The sequence below is a fragment of the Methylobacterium sp. 1A genome (genome assembly GCF_058072805.1).
In genome coordinates this window covers 407501-423617 of sequence record NZ_JBYQVE010000003.1, presented here as the reverse complement: position 1 = coordinate 423617, position 16117 = coordinate 407501, and the positions used below count along the sequence as shown (strand labels likewise).

General features: G+C 69.5%; 19 protein-coding genes (1 of these 19 only partly in view). 10 read left to right on the top strand and 9 right to left on the bottom strand.

From position 1 onward, the window contains the following. Positions 1 to 15 precede the first annotated feature (15 nt). The 3 genes from ACX9MN_RS33575 to ACX9MN_RS33565 form a co-directional block, all read right to left on the bottom strand. Positions 16 to 1980 carry an alpha/beta hydrolase domain-containing protein gene (locus ACX9MN_RS33575; RefSeq protein WP_489726557.1) on the bottom strand — a complete coding sequence of 655 codons (1965 nt, stop codon included), beginning with the start codon at positions 1978 to 1980 and terminating at the stop codon, positions 16 to 18. 167 nt (positions 1981 to 2147) lie between these two features. Beyond that, positions 2148 to 2579 carry a UCP034077 family protein gene (locus ACX9MN_RS33570; RefSeq protein ID WP_244527112.1) on the bottom strand — a complete coding sequence of 144 codons (432 nt, stop codon included), beginning with the start codon at positions 2577 to 2579 and terminating at the stop codon, positions 2148 to 2150. Positions 2580 to 2760: 181 nt separating this feature from the next. Further along, complete coding sequence (locus ACX9MN_RS33565) at positions 2761 to 3015, bottom strand: hypothetical protein (protein ID WP_026605357.1); 255 nt, start codon at positions 3013 to 3015, stop codon at positions 2761 to 2763. A 521-nt stretch (positions 3016 to 3536) separates the two neighbouring features. Here ACX9MN_RS33565 and ACX9MN_RS33560 point away from each other — a divergent pair. The 5 genes from ACX9MN_RS33560 (at position 3537) to ACX9MN_RS33540 (ending at position 5789) form a co-directional block, all read left to right on the top strand. Next, complete coding sequence (locus tag ACX9MN_RS33560; RefSeq protein WP_157861912.1) at positions 3537 to 3674, top strand: hypothetical protein; 138 nt, start codon at positions 3537 to 3539, stop codon at positions 3672 to 3674. Between the two features lie 536 nt (positions 3675 to 4210). Next, positions 4211 to 4342: a hypothetical protein gene (locus ACX9MN_RS33555; protein ID WP_020095914.1), complete on the top strand. Its 132-nt coding sequence runs from the start codon at positions 4211 to 4213 to the stop codon at positions 4340 to 4342. A 91-nt stretch (positions 4343 to 4433) separates the two neighbouring features. After that, positions 4434 to 4778: a DoxX family protein gene (locus ACX9MN_RS33550; RefSeq protein ID WP_489726556.1), complete on the top strand. Its 345-nt coding sequence runs from the start codon at positions 4434 to 4436 to the stop codon at positions 4776 to 4778. Positions 4779 to 5101: 323 nt separating this feature from the next. Next, complete coding sequence (locus ACX9MN_RS33545) at positions 5102 to 5362, top strand: hypothetical protein (RefSeq protein ID WP_489726555.1); 261 nt, start codon at positions 5102 to 5104, stop codon at positions 5360 to 5362. 214 nt (positions 5363 to 5576) lie between these two features. Continuing rightward, positions 5577 to 5789, top strand: a complete 213-nt coding sequence (locus ACX9MN_RS33540) for a hypothetical protein (protein WP_020095911.1) — start codon at positions 5577 to 5579, stop codon at positions 5787 to 5789. Positions 5790 to 5860: 71 nt separating this feature from the next. On the opposite strand, the gene ACX9MN_RS33535 is transcribed toward ACX9MN_RS33540, so the two are convergent. From ACX9MN_RS33535 to ACX9MN_RS33520, 4 genes are all read right to left on the bottom strand, one after another. Next, positions 5861 to 6265 carry a response regulator gene (locus ACX9MN_RS33535; protein WP_447683004.1) on the bottom strand — a complete coding sequence of 135 codons (405 nt, stop codon included), beginning with the start codon at positions 6263 to 6265 and terminating at the stop codon, positions 5861 to 5863. 286 nt (positions 6266 to 6551) lie between these two features. Continuing rightward, positions 6552 to 6728, bottom strand: a complete 177-nt coding sequence (locus ACX9MN_RS33530) for a hypothetical protein (RefSeq protein ID WP_489726554.1) — start codon at positions 6726 to 6728, stop codon at positions 6552 to 6554. Between the two features lie 158 nt (positions 6729 to 6886). Beyond that, on the bottom strand, positions 6887 to 8017 hold the full coding sequence (gene repC, locus ACX9MN_RS33525) for a replication initiation protein RepC (protein WP_489726553.1): 1131 nt from the start codon (positions 8015 to 8017) through the stop codon (positions 6887 to 6889). Between the two features lie 181 nt (positions 8018 to 8198). Further along, entirely contained in the window at positions 8199 to 8423 is a 225-nt protein-coding gene (locus ACX9MN_RS33520; RefSeq protein ID WP_020095907.1) for a hypothetical protein, read from the bottom strand. 87 nt (positions 8424 to 8510) lie between these two features. On the opposite strand from ACX9MN_RS33520, the gene ACX9MN_RS33515 reads away from it, so the two are divergent. Continuing rightward, positions 8511 to 8639 carry a hypothetical protein gene (locus tag ACX9MN_RS33515; protein ID WP_489726552.1) on the top strand — a complete coding sequence of 43 codons (129 nt, stop codon included), beginning with the start codon at positions 8511 to 8513 and terminating at the stop codon, positions 8637 to 8639. 519 nt (positions 8640 to 9158) lie between these two features. Here ACX9MN_RS33515 and ACX9MN_RS33510 read toward each other — a convergent pair. Beyond that, positions 9159 to 9848 carry a sigma-70 family RNA polymerase sigma factor gene (locus ACX9MN_RS33510; RefSeq protein WP_489726551.1) on the bottom strand — a complete coding sequence of 230 codons (690 nt, stop codon included), beginning with the start codon at positions 9846 to 9848 and terminating at the stop codon, positions 9159 to 9161. Positions 9849 to 10286: 438 nt separating this feature from the next. On the opposite strand from ACX9MN_RS33510, the gene ACX9MN_RS33505 reads away from it, so the two are divergent. Next, positions 10287 to 10541: a hypothetical protein gene (locus tag ACX9MN_RS33505; RefSeq protein WP_020095905.1), complete on the top strand. Its 255-nt coding sequence runs from the start codon at positions 10287 to 10289 to the stop codon at positions 10539 to 10541. 85 nt (positions 10542 to 10626) lie between these two features. On the opposite strand, the gene ACX9MN_RS33500 is transcribed toward ACX9MN_RS33505, so the two are convergent. Then, positions 10627 to 10953, bottom strand: a complete 327-nt coding sequence (locus tag ACX9MN_RS33500; RefSeq protein WP_020095904.1) for a helix-turn-helix domain-containing protein — start codon at positions 10951 to 10953, stop codon at positions 10627 to 10629. Positions 10954 to 11326: 373 nt separating this feature from the next. Between ACX9MN_RS33500 and ACX9MN_RS33495 the strand changes: the two genes are divergently transcribed. The 3 genes in view from ACX9MN_RS33495 to ACX9MN_RS33485 are tightly spaced (at most 38 nt apart) and all read left to right on the top strand, a layout consistent with a single transcriptional unit that may run on beyond the window. Next, on the top strand, positions 11327 to 13090 hold the full coding sequence (locus tag ACX9MN_RS33495; RefSeq protein WP_489726654.1) for a type I secretion system permease/ATPase: 1764 nt from the start codon (positions 11327 to 11329) through the stop codon (positions 13088 to 13090). Positions 13091 to 13093: 3 nt separating this feature from the next. Beyond that, positions 13094 to 14458: an HlyD family type I secretion periplasmic adaptor subunit gene (locus ACX9MN_RS33490; RefSeq protein ID WP_489726550.1), complete on the top strand. Its 1365-nt coding sequence runs from the start codon at positions 13094 to 13096 to the stop codon at positions 14456 to 14458. Between the two features lie 38 nt (positions 14459 to 14496). Next, a protein-coding gene (locus ACX9MN_RS33485; protein ID WP_489726549.1) for a hypothetical protein crosses the window boundary here: on the top strand, positions 14497 to 16117 show its 5' portion. It continues 1298 nt past the right edge of the window; the window shows 1621 of its 2919 coding nt (coding positions 1-1621); it begins with the start codon at positions 14497 to 14499; its stop codon lies beyond the right edge, outside the window.

The window sequence follows — 16117 nt, the reverse complement described above, 5'->3', positions numbered from 1 at the left end:
CCGAATCCGGAGCGGTCATGGCGCGGACTCCTGCCGCGCCGCCTGGACAAGGCGGTCGCCGTCCTCGCGCAGGAGCAGGCGATCCCGAACCAGCGCGTCCACGGACTTGGTCACGGCAGCCAGGTAGGCATCCGGATCCGGGTAGCGCTCCTCCAGCGAGGGCCGCGGATCCCCGTTGGCCTCCCGCTCCGCCCGGGTCCGGGCGAACGGAAGCTGGCTCCCCTCCCGGTCGCAGAGGGCCCCCGCCGGGAAGGGATCGGCGTAGAGATTCCAGCCCGTGAAGGTCGCGCGCGGTGCGGCGACGGCCGGCAGGCGAATGCCTGCCACGTCGTTGCCATCCGCGTCGACGCGGGGCACGAGCGGCCGGTACTGCGGCCCGCTCTCGGGCTTGGGATCGACGTAGGTGCTGAAGCGGGCGATCGTGTTCGGGGCGGTCGGGACCGGCACACCGACGATGAAGGGATAGCCGGCCTCGGCCGGCTCCACCAGCGTGCCGTCCGACAGGCGCGGGATCCGGCTGTCGGGCGGGGGCGTGCCGAGCGTCACCCAGTCCTCGAGTGCGACGAGAAGCGCCCGGAGGGCAGGCGCCGGATTGAGGGTGCTGCGCAGGTTGGCACAGGGGCCTCTGCTCGAGGTCAGTCCGGCGCGCCCGTAGTGGAAGCCGCTCGAGACCAAGTAGACGCGTGTCGTGTCGGGCAAGGCCAGGTCGGTGCGGCCCAGGGGATCCGTCGCCAGCAGCGAGGCACCCTTCTGCCAGTACTCGGTGCCGGTGTTCACCTCGATCAGCAGCGGGTCGAAGCCGTCGTCGCGCAGCAGCGCGCCGGTCCGTCCCGTCACCGGGTCGTGCTGAGCCGCCGCGGAGAACGGGAAGGCATTCTCCGGATAGAGATGGTCCTCGTGCTGCGTGTTGGTGCGGGACGGTTGGCCGAAGCGCGCGTTCAGGAAGACGCCGCCGATCCCCGCGATGTGCGACAGCACGCCGTCGAAGACCCGGCGCCCGGCCTCGTCGCGATTGAAGCCCTGCGCGATGAAGTCGCGCAGGTACCGCCCGCTCTGGGAGATGCCGAGCGCGACCGCGTGCCGGATCGCTCCGCCCGCCGGGTTGGCGCCACCGGCGGCATCGCCGCGCAGGTAGGCGACCACGTCGCGCGTCGCGGCGAAGCCGATGCCGAGCACCTTCGGCTCGGTGGCGCGGTAGGTGAACTGGTAGATCGAGCCCGGCAGCGGCTTCGTTCCCTTGGGCAGGAGCTCGAGTTGCCGCGGCGTCGCGTAGTGCCACGCCTCCTCCGGAACCGGCCGAGGCGGGTCGGCCTCCCGGCGGCGCACGGTCAGCTGCGTGCCGGCCTTGTCCTGGCTGGCCGCCTTGAAGGTGAGATAGAAGGGCGCCTCCGGCGGCCCGCGCGTCGCGCTCACGAGTTCGTCGCGCACGATCTCCACGATCGGCTTGCCGTTCCTGGAGGCGACCGGCACGTCGATGGCCATGCCGCCCTGCTGGCGCAGCGCGTCCGCCTCCCAGCCCGACCAGACGATCGTGTCGCCGCGACGCAGGACGAGGCCGGTTCCGGCGTCGACGGCGTTGCGCGGATCGTTGACGGCCTGGGCCCCTTGGGCCGGCGCGTCCAGCACCCAGTTGAAGAGGAACTTGCGGCCGCGGTTCAGCACCTCGAACAGCAGCGTACCGCTGCCGCGGGCAGGGTCCTTCGGGCGCAGGATGAACAGGTCGGTCCTGTATTCGACCATGCCGCGCGCGTTGCGCGGCGCCAGCGCGATGTCGACGATGCCGGCATTGGCCGGATCTGCCGGATCGAGCTCGCCGCGGGCGGCACCGACGACCCGCTCGTACGCGCCGGCAGGTCCGAATTCAGCGCCGTCGGCGAACGGCTCGACGGTGACGACCTCGATCTGGGTGATCCGCGCCTGGGTCGGCGTGACGCCGAGCGCGCAGCCGAGCGCGCCGGCAAGAACCCAACCGGTCCGCATGGTCCCCCCTCCCGCGCGGCTCGTTCTCCTGGCCGGCCGTGTCAGCAAACACAGATGGAACGGGCCGTCGAGCGCGCTGCCCGCGAAGGCATTGCGTTCCCGGACCGCCTGTCAGCCGGTCTCGGGAGGCCCCCGGGCGGGCAAGGCGAGCATCCGCGAGGGGCAGCCTAGCGAGGCGCGAAGATCGTCACGTTGCTGTTGATCTGGTAGGCGGCCGTCGGCTTCGTGTTGACCAACCGCAGATAGATCGGGCTCTCGCCGAGGATCGCGCCGAACGCCCGTGTCACCTTGAGCGGGAAGCAGCGTGCCAGCACAGCGGATGCCGCCTCCTCGTAGCGACGGTGCGCGTCCTGGTCGCCGACCAGTCGCCGCGCGGTGATGAGCGGCTTGCCCCGGATGGCACCCGTCTTGTCGAGGCCGAACCGGTAGGCAATCAGGGATCCCTCCGTGCCGGGCGGCACCGTCCAGCACGCCGCCATCGCCTCGCGGAACTCAGCCCAGTTGTTGACGGACGCGACCTGAGATCGCGCCGGCAGATCTGACAGAACAGAGACGGCTGCTGCGAGCAGCAGCGTGGCAAACGGTTTTGCCAAGGGCACCTCCGCGATGACCGGCGTATCTCCGAAGTATTCTGCTCGAACAGGGCCGCGATCTCGTTGCCGCGGCTTCAGGTCATCGCCGACAGGGGAGGATGTGACGTCGACCCCGATGCCAGTGACACGGGCCGATCCCGGGGCGTGCTCGACGTCGCGGACCCACCATCGACGCGCCCGGATTCGCTCACTGACGCGGTGCCGGCGCGGGATTCTGCGGCGACGCCCCCGGCTGTGCGGGTGCCTGCGGGATCGAGTTCTGAGGCGGAGGCGGCGGCTGCTGACCGGTGCTGGCCGGCGCCTGATCGTTCTGCAGGGTCTGGTTCGCCTGAGTCTGGATCTTGTCGGCCGTCTGCTGGCTGATGACTCCGTAGGAGACTGCAGCGGCGAGCGCGACGGCGATAACGGCTCCGATGATGGTCTTGGTCAGCTTGGGCGGCATCGTTGCGTCCTCCACGATCAAAGTCAGTCCGACGGCGGCTCCCGGTCAGATGACATAGGCGGCAACCGTGCCTGAGGTAGTTCCCCGGCCCGGATCAGCAGCCGCCCGGCCTCTGAGATCGGGGGGTCTGCCGGGACCGGAGCCGTCGGGCCCGAAATGCGGCCAGTGCCCGGGCTGGTGAGGGAAGGCGCGTCGCCGCGGCGATCAGGGCGGACTACCCGAGGGAGAAGGATCTCCAGCGCGCGCCGGCGCCGTCGGAACCCGACCCTGCCACCGGGTTGCAATCGGTTAAAGAACGGTTAAGCTTCTACGTAGGCAATACGGGGGAGCGGTCATGAAACCAATCTATCCGCAGCGTGAGGACGGTCTGCGTGTCCCGCAATCGACCGCGATCACAGTTTTCCCTCGGCACGAAGACGAGATCCTCCAAGAACAGATGCGGCGGCAGCACAATGCGCGTGCCCGCCACCGTTCGGCGCGCCGCCATCTCGCCGCGCGGGCCCATAGCTGAGGGCACGGCCATGCTCGAACCATTGCTCTTCATCGGCCTCATCATCGCCGCTGTGGCTGCCGCGACCCGGCTCGGGATCGCCGCCGCGGCACCGATGGCGCCGTCGCGCCTCGACGCGTGGGACGGACGCGCCGACGCGGACGCCTGAATCGGCAGCGTCCTCCCGACAGCACCGTCGTCGCGCCCGCGGACGGGCGGGCTGGACCCCAGGCGTCGCCGAGCGCCGCGCCCGTCTTCCCGGGTTGTCGGGTCCCCGCCGCGGAGGCTCACGGGGGCGGCGCGTCGGAGACCGTGGCGGTGTCGCCTGAGACACCGATCGTCGCCTATGAGCCAGTCGATCCGTCGGCGATCCGTCCCGACGCGAAGGTCTTCGTCACCGCCGAGCGGGACGGCGGCAAACTGACGGCGCTCCGGGCCAGCGTGGGCGAGGACGGCCTCACCCCGGCATGTAGCCGACGATGTGGCCGGCGGCGGTCGGTCGCCGCGCGGCCATGGCGTCGCGGCGCATCCCGGAGGCGTGCCGGCGATCGCGCGTGGCGCTGTGGATCGCTCACCGAGAACGGCGTCTCAACTGATTTGGTGCAATCCAACGCAATAATCGAAGCAATAACGGCGCAATCCAGCTTGGCCATATGACCGTCCTGGGACAGCCGATCCACGGCTGCACGGATGGGGCAACCACCGATGGCCACCAAGATGATGACCAAGGGCATGACCGTCACCGACCACATCGTGGCCTGGTCGATGCTGACTGGCTTGGCGCTCGCCGTCCTCCAGCTCGCCCTGACCGCGGCGCTGCCGACGCACTTCGTCTGATCCGCCGAGAGTGATGCCTGCAGGGAGGGGTGTGGGGATGGCTCGGGTTCGGGATAGGCGGAGTGTCGGCAGCGTGGCGCTGCGAGGCCTGTTGACCGCGGTGTTCCTGGTGGCTGCCGTCATGAAGTTCGCCGCTGTGCCGTTCGAGGTCGAGGGCTTCGTCCGCTTCGGCTACCCGCTGTGGTTCATGGACGTGGTCGGCGCCCTGCAACTCCTCGGCGCGGTGCTCCTCTGGACGCCCGGTTGCGTCGCCCTCGGCGCCGGTCTTCTCGCCGTGCTCATGGCCGGCGCGGTCGGCAGCCATCTCCTCGCGGGCGACCCCGTTCTGATGCCGCTTCCCGCCCTCGTGCTTCTCATCCTGCTGGGCGGCGTCGCTCACGCGCGCCGGTCCGAGCTTCTGCCGTCCGGCAGCGACACGGAGATGCGGCAGGCCTGACCGTTCCGACAGGGCGGATTCGGCCATTCACGTCCGCGCGGGGGCGCAGTGGGGGCGCAGTGGGGGCTCGTCGGTTCGAGCCTTGACCGGCGAGGCCGCGAGCGGAGTGACGGGCACGCGGCAGTTCGGACACCACGCCCCGGCCGCCGCGGCTCGGTGCCAGCGACGTGGAAATCGTCCCCGGGCGCTGATCGATCTGCGGCGACGGTCACGCATGTCTGCCGTGCCGACACGGGTGTGGCGACCATCGCGAACCGCCGTTAAGCCGTCCGACCCTACCGGCGACGCGGTACCTGCGCCGGGCCTGGCCCATCGGGACCCCCATGAGAAAGTTGCTCGCGTTCGCCGTGGCCGTCGTCGTGTGCGCGGGTCCCGCGCTCGCCCTGGCCGATCAGCCGGCTCGGGATTGCGACCGGGACCCCGAGACGACGGGCGCGTTGCCCGGTGATCCCCGCAGTCTGTACCTGCCTGGCGAGCGACCGGTGAAGACCGACCCAGACCCGCCAGAGGCCAGCTGGCAGGACGAGGCCCGAGAGACGTCCGAGCAGCGCAGGCGCGATCTGCTCGCCTGCGGCGTGGACTGAGGCGGGTGGCCGATCACCGCGACGGAAGGATCGGCGGCGTCAGCGTCAGCCTGGGACATCTTCGGTTCCCCGCCGGTGACGATCCCCTAACCGGGCCCAGGCACCGTGATGGCGAGCCGCGTTGCGTATCGGCTCACGGGTGGTGACACCGGACGCTCCCCCGCCCCGTGACGGGATCGGTGGCGCAGGACGGCCGAAGCTGGGGGGGGCACGCATGAGGGACGAGCCGGACCAGACGCTCTCGGACGAGGAGCTGGACCGTCTGGCGCGCGAGCTGTTCGCCGAGGTCCGCGGCGAGTACTCGGAAGCGAAAGTGGAGCGGGCCCTGAAGACCGCCGGTGAGGTCGCCGGGGAAGTGCTTCCCGGGATCCCGGACTGGCTGCTCGATGGTAGCGACGATGCCAGCGCCGGCGACAGCGGGACCTGAACCTCGCCGTGATGCGTCCCATCGTCGACGGCGCGACTCTCCCGGGCCGACGCGCGTTGGGCTGACCACCGTCAATGCGGCCCAGACCCTACGCCCCGCGTCGCCAGCACAGCCCCCAGCGCGCCGGCCAGCCCCTCCGGTGTGAACGGTTTGCGCAGGTAGCGAGCGCCCATCGGCATCTGCTCCTCGGCGGGCCAAGCCACACCCGACACGATCAGGATCGCCAGTTCGGGCCAGCGCGCCGCGACGGCTTTGGCCAGGGTGAAGCCACTCAAGGGCTCGCCTGCCAAGTCCACGTCCGCGACCATGGCCACAAGTTCGGGACGGGCCGCCAGATGAGCCTGGGCGGCTTCGACAGTGGCGGCCTCCGCGACCTCGTATCCCGCGTCGCGAAGGGCTGCAGCCGCATCCATGAGCTGCACGGGATTGTCCTCGACAATCAGCACAGCGCGTTGCGACGCGACGGCGTCTGCCATCCTGGATCTCCACACTTCGTCACCGCAGTAACGCAGTTGATCCCGATTGCGTCCCACACAAACCTGTCCGATGGGGACCGGGTTCGGGGCGATCACGCGCCGAACCCCTCTGCACCGAGAGCGCCGGGTGCCGCGGAACCTGCCCGGCATCCTGGCGGAACGGCACTGCAGGCGCCCGACCAATCCGGCATCGCTCACCGACACGTCACCGCGGCGGTCTTCCGTGAAGCGAGGGCGCCTGCCCGGCGCCCGCAGGGATCGGACTCTTCGCGTGGTTGTCGGCGCGCTAGACCCGGATCTCCTCGATGGCGAGTACACCGGCCCGGAGATGGTCGGGGATATCGGAATGATCGTAATACCCCGCCTCGTGCGCCATGGCGTCGAGGGCAGCGAGCGGGTCAGGCGCCGAGCCCGTCCAGAGGATGGCGCCCGTCACCTCGTGCCGGATCTGAAACACCTTCACCGCAAGCCTCCCATGTTCAATGGCCGCGCAAGCGTAGCGTGAGTTCCGGGATCCGGAGCCTACCTACATCGGTCAGGATCCGGGTGCCCGGATTCGCTGCCGCGGCGTGGCGCATCTGCAGGGCTCCGCGGTCCGGGGCGGGTGACGTTCGCTCGAGGTCACGTCATCTTCCTCCTGCGCATCGCCATGAGCTCGACTTCGAGCCCGTAGCGACCTTCGGAACACAGGCGGACGAGCTGCCTGAAGTAGCCGCCTGGGTTCTTGATGCGGATCTCACCCCGGCGCACGTCGTCGTCGTGGAGCTGCGCGACGATCAGCACGAGCACCGAGGCCCGGAACGGACCGAGGGCTTCGCAAGCCTCGCTCCAGGCCGACGGATGCGCGCCGATCCCGCCCCGCATCAGCCGGCCGATCTCGATGACATCCGCTTCCGTTCTGAGGGTGACGCCGAATTCGGCAGCGACAGGGCAAGCAGCCGCGACGAGTGACGGTTCGGGCCTACGGGTCGGCTCAGGCTCCTTTTCGGGAGCCTTTGCACAAGGATCGGTAGGAGATCCGGTGTCTTGTTCTATGTGACGGCCGGAATTGCCGGCAGAGGCGGCTTGATAGAAACGATCCTCCGCCATGACTTGCAGTTCTCCCCAGGCGTCGAGGACAACGTCAGGGCCCACGCCGGAAGCGCGTCTCCTCGGCGTGCTGCGCTCCAGGGCCTCCTGCGCCGCGAGCAGATCAGCGGCATCCGTGGCCGGGAAGCGGGCGCGCAGGGCGGCGAGGGCCTCCGACACCGCGCGGCGACGAACGGTCAGGAGATCGAACGCGCGGCTTCGCTGAGCGTCCATCGCGGTGGCTTCCATGATCGCGGTCGCCCATTCTCCCTTCCGGGCGACGATGGGAGTCAGGTCGAAACCGTACGCGTCGATGACGGCGCCGCCCGGCCCGCGGATGGCGAAACGCTTGCCGTTCGCGCTGTCCCGAGGTGTGATGACCTCCAGGGCCACGAGGTCGCGCAGGCCGTAGCGGAGCGCCCGCTCCGACAGCCCGGTCATCCCGCACAGGTGCTCGTTCGAGGGCCACACCACCAGGCGTTCCCAATCCTGCTCACCCCACACGGCGCAGAGCGCCGAGAGGATCGAACGCAGGGCAGGGCGCAGGTTCAGGGCCTTGGCCGCGTCCCGGCCCGCGGCCGAGAGCTCCCTGCGCGAGACCGTCCGCCCGTCTTCGAGCGCACGTCTCCGGCCGGCGAGCGCGGCGCGCGTGAGCGGCCGGCCACCGGAATGAACTGTCTCCACCTCGTCCGCCTCCTCTCAGGAGGCAAAGCGGGACCGTTCACCCCGAAGGGTGTTCTTGACGACGGCCTGGGGGAGGGGGCATAAAGGGGGTGCGAATCGCCTGTCGCGCCCCATCCCAGGGTATGTCAGGTCCAAAGGCCTCGAGGTTCCCGCCTCGGGGCCTTCTGCTTTGCCCGTTACATCATGCCGACTTCTCCTCGAAGGCAGACGCGAGCGCCCACTCGATCGCCTCGGTACGGCTCCTGAACCGACCGTTCTGGATCGCCTGGTCGATGACGGCCTTGACCGACGGCTTCAGCCACACGTTCTGCTGGGTCATGCCCTTCTGCTTCAGAGCCTCCCTGCGACGTGTCTGACGGCGCGTGTCCGCCGCCTTCAGCTCAGCCAGCCGTTCCTCTGCGGTCATCGGTCCCCGCCCGATTCTGCCAACGTGACTGTTCATGTGGACCGATTCTGCAAAGTGAGTCCAGCGGCGACCCGGATTCGTACGGGGATGGGTGAGTTTGTTAAGGGCGACCTGTTCCGCGGCGGCACCGGAGACCGCGCCGAGAGCCTCCGCGGCGAGGATGCCAGACGCGGCGCTGCCCAATGGTCGGTGACGCCACGGCCGACCTTCGTGTGACACGGGCGGCGCGTGGAGGCGGAGCGTCCGTCGAGGTGCCCGGGGATGATCTCTGGCTCGGACCGGGACGAGCGGCCTGCTGCGGCGGCAGCGACCGGGACGGGCCCGAACCTTGCCGAAGCGCGGGGCTGAACCGCCGCGTAGTCCATCGACGATGGCGGCTGCGTGGTGCAGTCGCTGCTCGCGACACGCTCGTGCGGCTTGAAGCGCGATGGGGGAGGGCGTTTCGCGGCGGTTTCGCGGTCGCGATAGGGGCCGAGACTGCTTTGCCGGCCTGCGCCTGGCCTTTCCCCGGCCTTCGAGCGTGTCGATCGCCCGACCTCGTCTGTCTGCCCGGGCTATCCGTCCGACAAGGATGGTCGAGCCGTCGAGGTTCGACACCGGCCAGGACGGCGGGGGACCGTTCCCAGGTCGTCGCCCGTCGGGACTCGCCCCAGGGCGGAGCGCGGATGGGCACCTGTCTCAACCATGCAGGGGCCGTCGAGCGTGGAAAATCCGCTCTCGGTCAGGATGCCCGTCTCAGGCGAGATGCGCGACGAGCAAGGCCCGGGCGCGGCTCACCCGGCTCTTCACGGTCCCGGTCTGACAGCCCATCACCTCCGCGGCAGCCTCGTAGGTCAGGCCTTGGGCCCCCACGAGGAGCAGGGCCTCACGCTGCAGTTCCGGCAGCTTGCCAATATGGGACCAGACGATCTGCAGATCGGACCCGTGCTCCTGGGCTGCGGGCGCCGTGAGCTGCGCCGCGGCGGCACCGTTCACGTCCTCGATCTCGCGCTTTCGCTTGCGGCACTCGGTGTAGAACTGGTTGCGCAGGATGGTGCAGAGCCACGCCTTCAGGTTCGAACCTGGGATGAACAGGTCCTGGCGCGCCCAGGCTCGGAGCACAGTCTCCTGGACCAGATCGTCGGCGCGCGAGGCATCGCCGACGAGCGAGAGGGCGAAGGCGCGCAGGCCGGGCAGCGTTTCGGTCAGGCCCTCGCGAAACGCGGTGGCATCGTCCTGGCGCGGCCCCTCCAGCGCTGCATCGAGCCGCGCGACGAGGTCCAGCAGACGCGGCGGTGTCTGTGCCGGTGTCACGGCCTCGTAGGCGGCGCGCAGCTGCAGGCCGAGATGATCCCGCACACCGGTGGGCAGAATCGCGGGTTCCGGAGGGTCCTGTCGGCTCGGCCGATCGACTCCGCCGTCTTGAGCAACCAGCGTGTCCGTCAACTCACGTCCTCTCAAAGCGCTCGCCGCACGAACCGATCTCGGGCCGCCGTGAATCCCGCCTGACGAACCGGCGATCTGCAGCGGGCCATCCGGCGGGAGTGGCCCGACCACGCGCGTCATCGAGCGTCCACCCCTCCAGATAGGACCCGCCACCTGACTGTACAGTGAACATCTAACCCCGCAAGCGGCGGATCGTTCTCCGCCGCCTACGCGTTGGGGCACGCTTCCGTCCCTGGGGGGCGGACATGTTGAACCGAGAAGGAGCCGAAGATCATCGCGCGCGCAGGTGAACCCCGTCGTGGTCTGAGGCCGAGCGAGGAACAACGGATCGAGGTGAACGAGTCACGTCGGCGAGAGGCGCGCGTTCGCCGTCAGACTGAGAGCTGCGTGGGCGGGGCGGCTGTTGCCGGCCAAGTGAGGATCTATTGGGCAGCGTCGATGCCTCAGAATGTCGAATACTGGATCACGGACAGGCCGGACGGCCACTTCGACGTTGTTGTCAAGCTCGAGTCCGGCAAAATCTTTCGCCGCAGCGGGTGCATCTCGCGGGCCGAGGCCGATACGTGGATCGAGGGATTGCGAATGCTGATGGCGGCGATCGGCGCGCCCGTATCGGCCGCCGACGTGACGTCTGACGACCCATCACCCCTCGGATCACAGACGGTGGACGGTGCGGACCACTCCACCTCCTGAGCTGCGCGGGCGGTCGTCTCTAGGCTGGAGCCGTCCCGCGCGCTTCGCGCATCCGAACGATCCGGGCCCTGAGAGCGTCGACGTCCTACGCCTCGTTGCCCTCAGGCTCCGCGCTCCGATCGCCGAACAGGATCTCGTGGGTGATCGGGTCGTAGAAGCGCATCACGTTCCGGACGAACGCTCTCGGCTCGATCGCCAGCGCCTCGGCCCACGCGCGGTACCGATCCGGAGGAATACGACCGCGCCCGGTCTCCAGCTGCGAGATGAAGGTGTAGTAATCCGCACCGACAAGAGCTGCGAGCTGTCGTTGCGACAGGCCGCGCGCCTCCCGCAGTTCCTTCAGATACCGTCCCCCCTCCCGACGCAGCTCCAGCACCTCCTCGGAATCCAGGCGTTGCTGATGGGCATACACGGGGTTTCACCTTCCTGCCGACCGAAGCCACTCGGCGCGGCGCTTATACAGTAAACACCATATAGCTGGGACGGAGCCGCGCTGTCCAGATGCGCGGCGGCACCCGTCGTCCCCGCGTCCTCCCCGAACGGATCCCGTTGCTTGGCAACTACCTGAATAGCGCTATCATCCTGTAAGGAACGATTTGGAGAATGGCGCCGGATGCCCCACTACCGGTGCATGTCTCTGGATAGCGGCCCATGAAAGTCGAGAATCGCACGTACGATTGCCGCTCGCGGATCTGAGCGCCCGCGGGTCACTGACGCGAGCAGCACGGGAATCTGAGCCATTGGGAATCGCCGATCGTGCCGATCGATCGCAGGAAGAGGGCAGAATGGGCGATCCTTGGCTGCAATCGGCATTGACCATCGGCCTGCGCTCGCTCCGGCCGGTCCTGGCGACCGCCGTGGTGTTCGGGCTCTTCATCAATCTGCTGCTGTTCGTCAGCCCGCTCTACATGCTCCAGATCTACGACCGCGTGATACCCAGCCGGAGTGAGACGACCCTGGCGGGGATCACGCTGATCGCTGCGTTCGGCCTGGCCGTCTACGCGATGCTGGAGATGCTGCGCGCCCGCCTCCTGGTGCGCGGCGGTGTGGTGTTCGATCAGAAAATCGCCACGCCGATCTTCGATGCCGCCCATCGCGGCACCTTGCTCAGGCCCGGCGCGCAGCACGATACGGCGCTGCGCGACGTGGACGTCCTGCGGGAGTTCCTGACCGGCGCCGGCATGCTGGCGTTCTGCGATCTGCCCTGGATACCGATCTTCCTGCTCGCCTGCTTCATCCTCCATCCCTGGTTCGGCTGGATGGCGCTGGTGGGCGGCGGCACGATCCTCGGCCTCACGCTGCTCAACGAGGTCGCCACCCGTCGGACGCTCGACGCCGCCAGTCAGGCCTCGCGCGAAGCGGGGCAGAGCGCAGCCACGGTCTTTCGGAATGGGGAGGTGCTGCAGGCCATGGGCATGGTCGCGTCCATGCGCGGGCTCTGGGGGCGCCGCCACGACGACGTCCTGCTCCTCCAGGCGCGGGCCAGCGATCGCGCGGGCCTGATCGTCGCGGCCACGAAGTTCGTCCGCATGCTGCTGCAGACCCTGGTGCTGGGCATCGGCGCGTATCTGGCGATTCACCGCGACATCTCGGCCGGGTCGATGATCGCCGCGTCCATCATCATCGGCCGCACCCTCGCGCCGATCGAGGCGGTCGTCGGCAACTGGAAGGGGTTCACGGCGGCGCGGGCGAGCTACCGGCGATTGGTCGATCTCGTGGCCGTCGCCGGCTCGGAGACGCGCCGCCTCGTCCTGCCGCGGCCGCGCGGCCTGATCGAGGCCGAAGACATCTCGGTGGCGGCCCCCGGCGCGACGCGCCCCATCCTCAAGGCTGTGAGCGTCCGGCTCGAGCCCGGCAGCGTCGTGGGGATCATCGGCCCGAGTGCCGCCGGCAAATCGACGCTCGTTCGCGCGCTCACCGGGGTCTGGCCCTTGCTGGAAGGCACGGTGCGCATCGACGGGGCCGACCTGAACCACTGGGACAGGGCCCTGCTCGGGCAGCATGTTGGTTATCTGCCTCAGGACGTCGAACTGTTCGACGGGACCGTCGCGCAGAACATCGCGCGCTTCGCCGACCGGGACGACGCGCGCGTCATCGAGGTTGCCCAACGGGCTGGCTGTCACGCGCTGATCCAGTCGCTTCCGGAGGGCTACAATACGGTCATCGGTCGGGGGGGACACGGGCTGTCAGGCGGTCAGCGGCAGCGCATCGCTCTGGCCCGCGCGCTCTACGGCGAGCCGAGCCTGGTCGTGCTCGACGAGCCCAATGCGAGTCTCGACCAGCCCGGCGAGGCGGCGCTGATGCGCGCCGTTGCGGACCTGAAGCGATCCGGGACGACGGTGGTGCTGGTGACCCACAAGGTGAGCCTGCTGGAGGAGGCCGACCGTATCCTGCTCATGAGCGAGGGCCGCGTGCAGCTCTCCGGCACGCCCGAGCAGGTTCTCGCCCACGTCACCGGCCAGCGGCCGGTCCCGACCCTGGTGCCGCCCGTCGGCCCCGCGGCATCCCAGAGCCGCCGCAGCTCCGACGAACAGCGGAGCGCGGGATAAGCGATGACCGTCACGCGCGCCGCGATCCCAAGCCCGTCCCCCGAGCGAAGAAGGTCCGATCGGGACCGGTCGGGCTCCGCCGACCTGACGAACTGGCGCGCGTACGCCGTCGCCGGCTACGCGCTCATCGTCGCGACGTTCGGGGTGGTCGGCACCTGGGCCGCCGTCGCGCGCCTCGACCGGGCGGTCATCAGTCCCGGGGTGGTGGTCGCGGAAGGCAGCCGCAAAGTGGTGCAGCATCTCGAAGGCGGCATCGTCCAGGAGGTGCTGGTCCGGGACGGCCAGGCGGTTCGCGCGGGCGACGTCCTGCTACGCATCGATCCCGTGCAATCGCGAGCCAGCAACGATCTGCTCCGCGGCCAGCTCGACGGGGCCCTGATCCTCGAAGCGCGCCTCCGCGCGGAGCAGGGCCAGGCGCAGGATCTGCTCCTGCCGCCGGAGATCGCGGAGCGGCGCGCCGAGCCGGCCGTCGCCGGCCTGATCGACGACCAGGCCAGCCAGCTGTCGGAGCGCCGCGCGTCCTTCCAGGCGCAGCTCGGCCTCATCGAGGCGCGGGTCACGCAGCTGAAGACGGAGATTTCCGGGCTGGCGGTCGAGAAGGCCTCGGGCGAGCAGCAGGTCGCGCTGATCCAGCAGGAGCTGGAGGGCCTGCGCGGCCTCCAGGAGAAGAACCTCATCCCGCTCTCGCGCGTTCTGATGATGGAGCGCGAGCACGCGCGCCTCCGAGGCGTGATCGGACGGTCCGTGGCAGAGACCGCCAAGGCGCAGAACGGCATCAACGAGGCGGGGATGCAGACCGCGCAGCTCAAGCAGAAGCTGCAGGAATCGCTGACCGCGCAGCTCCTCGACACGCGCCAGAAGATCGCTGAACTGCGCGAGAAGCTCATCGTGGCCCGGGATGTTCTCCGTCGGCACGAGGTCCGGGCGTCGCACCAGGGCGTCATCCAGGGATTGAAGGTCTACACGATCGGCCAGGTGGTCCGCTCGGGCGAGCCGCTGATGGAGATCGTTCCGACGAACGACAGGCTCGTGATCAGCGTGCAGTTCGCGCCGAACGATCTCGAGGCGGTTCATTCCGGCATGCGGGCCGAGGTGAAGTTTCCGGCTTTTCAGACGCGCCGCATGTCGGCGATCTTCGGGACGTTGACGATGGTCTCCCGCGACCGCCTGATCGACGACGGCACCAAGCAGGCCTATTTCGCCGGCACCGTGGAGATCGACGACCATCAACTCCCGGACGACGTACGACCACGCCTCCTGGCGGGCCTGCCCGCCGAGGTCGTCGTCTCGGCCGGCGAGCGCACGGCGCTCGACTATCTGGTGGCGCCGTTCTTCGATGCTCTGGGACGCAGTTTCCATGAACGATAGAGTCCGCTTCTCAGTCACTGTGCGGACGTGAGGTCCAGATGGGCGCGGTCATCTCGTTCTTCCGACCCGCAACGACGTGCCAGGGCGGCTGGTCGCAGCAGGAACTCGCGGAATTCTACCGCGTCGAGGCCGCGCTGATCCGAGCCGGCCTGCAGATCGGCAGCGAGCAGGGCCTGAGCGACGAGGCGGATCCCTGGTTCGTCTTCTGCCGGCCGGATGGCGACGCCGTCATGCATTTCGCCAGGATCGACGGCAGCTACGTCATCGCGTCCGATGTCTTGGACAGCCCGATGCGAGGCAGCGACTTCCGCGCCCTCATCAACGAGATCGCCCGACGCTATCCCGAGCTTCTCCCGATCCCGCAGGATGCCCGCGGGACGAAGCTCTCGGTTCACCCGGCGGCGCTGCTCGCGGCTCTCGTCGCGGCTGCGGCCCTGAGCCTGTCGCCCGACGACGCCCGCGCGGATGACGGGGAGCGATCGACCGAGAGCGCGGCGCAGCCCCCTCACGCGGGCCACGCGCAACAGCACGGGCCGTCCGAAGCGCGCGACACGGGCGATGCCGATGAGCGCGACAGCCACCGGAAGCAGGTCGGGCTGATCGTGTTCTCGGCCATGGTCTTCGCCGCGGATGCCCTCGTCGACCACCCCGCACAGGGTATCGAGGCCACATCATACCTCGGCGCGCGGGGCGCTAGCAGCGCCGTCCCGGGTGACCAGGGCAGCCTGTCGCCGACGACGGGTGGAGCGGCGAGCCCCGTCCAGTCGGAAGGTCCGCTCGGCACCGGCCGCCACGAAGGTCCCGCGAGCGGCGCGGCCGGTCTCGTAACGGCCGAGTCGGCTGCGGTCGCTTCTGCCCGATCTGACGCCGCCGATTTCGGGCTCATCGGCCTCAGAGACCCGGCCCTCGGCCATGGGCCGACCCGGGCAGGCGCGGAATCCGGATTTCAGCCGCTCGCGCGCGGCGCCGAGGCCAGCGCAGCCCTCGCAGCGGGTTCATCGTCCTCTCCGGATTCCAGATCGGACGGTGGCGCCGCGCCATCGGGGGACGCCGCGGCACGGGAACAGGGAGCCCCGTCGTCGAGCGCGACCGGTGAGGCGCCATCGCTGGCCCAGAGCGTGACCCCGACGACCGGTCACGCGGCATCCGAAGCTCCGCCAGCCCCGGTCAATGGGCTCAATGCCGCCGCACAGCCCGAGTTGAGACACGCGCAGCTCCCGGTCGAGGAGCGCTCCGGTAGCCCGGACAACGGTCTGCGAATGGGCGTGTCGCCGGAGGCAAGGGGACGGCACGACGCGGTCGCGCATGCGGATGCTTCAGGCATCGGCGCAGGTGCATCCGAACGGGAGTTGCACGGCGCGGCCGGCGACCCCAGTGCAGCATCCGATCCGAGCCCGCGTCCAACAGCGGGCCTCGCGCAGGTCCGGGGGGAGGTCACCGATCAGGGCCGCGGTCAAGATGGCGACGGGCCTGGCCGGAGCGCCGATGCGCCAGGCCATCACAAGGACGCGGCGGCCGTTCCACTGGACGCGGCCGGCGGCGCGGGTCCGGATGAACCGCCGGGTCTGGCGCAGGCTCAGACAAGCACTGCCGATCCAGGCTCGACGCGGGCCGGCGAAGGTCCCGGCCGGAGTGCCGCCGCGCCGGGCCACCTCCGGG

Coding starts and splice junctions, on each gene's coding strand:
- ACX9MN_RS33575 (WP_489726557.1), bottom strand. CDS start 1,980: ATGCGGACCGGTTGGGTTCTTGCCGGCGCGCTCGGCTGCGCGCTCGGC.
- ACX9MN_RS33565 (WP_026605357.1), bottom strand. CDS start 3,015: ATGCCGCCCAAGCTGACCAAGACCATCATCGGAGCCGTTATCGCCGTC.
- ACX9MN_RS33560 (WP_157861912.1), top strand. CDS start 3,537: ATGCTCGAACCATTGCTCTTCATCGGCCTCATCATCGCCGCTGTGGCT.
- ACX9MN_RS33555 (WP_020095914.1), top strand. CDS start 4,211: ATGGCCACCAAGATGATGACCAAGGGCATGACCGTCACCGACCACATC.
- ACX9MN_RS33545 (WP_489726555.1), top strand. CDS start 5,102: ATGAGAAAGTTGCTCGCGTTCGCCGTGGCCGTCGTCGTGTGCGCGGGT.
- ACX9MN_RS33540 (WP_020095911.1), top strand. CDS start 5,577: ATGAGGGACGAGCCGGACCAGACGCTCTCGGACGAGGAGCTGGACCGT.
- ACX9MN_RS33535 (WP_447683004.1), bottom strand. CDS start 6,265: ATGGCAGACGCCGTCGCGTCGCAACGCGCTGTGCTGATTGTCGAGGAC.
- ACX9MN_RS33520 (WP_020095907.1), bottom strand. CDS start 8,423: ATGACCGCAGAGGAACGGCTGGCTGAGCTGAAGGCGGCGGACACGCGC.
- ACX9MN_RS33515 (WP_489726552.1), top strand. CDS start 8,511: ATGGGTGAGTTTGTTAAGGGCGACCTGTTCCGCGGCGGCACCGGAGAC.
- ACX9MN_RS33505 (WP_020095905.1), top strand. CDS start 10,287: ATGCCTCAGAATGTCGAATACTGGATCACGGACAGGCCGGACGGCCAC.
- ACX9MN_RS33495 (WP_489726654.1), top strand. CDS start 11,327: ATGGGCGATCCTTGGCTGCAATCGGCATTGACCATCGGCCTGCGCTCG.
- ACX9MN_RS33490 (WP_489726550.1), top strand. CDS start 13,094: ATGACCGTCACGCGCGCCGCGATCCCAAGCCCGTCCCCCGAGCGAAGA.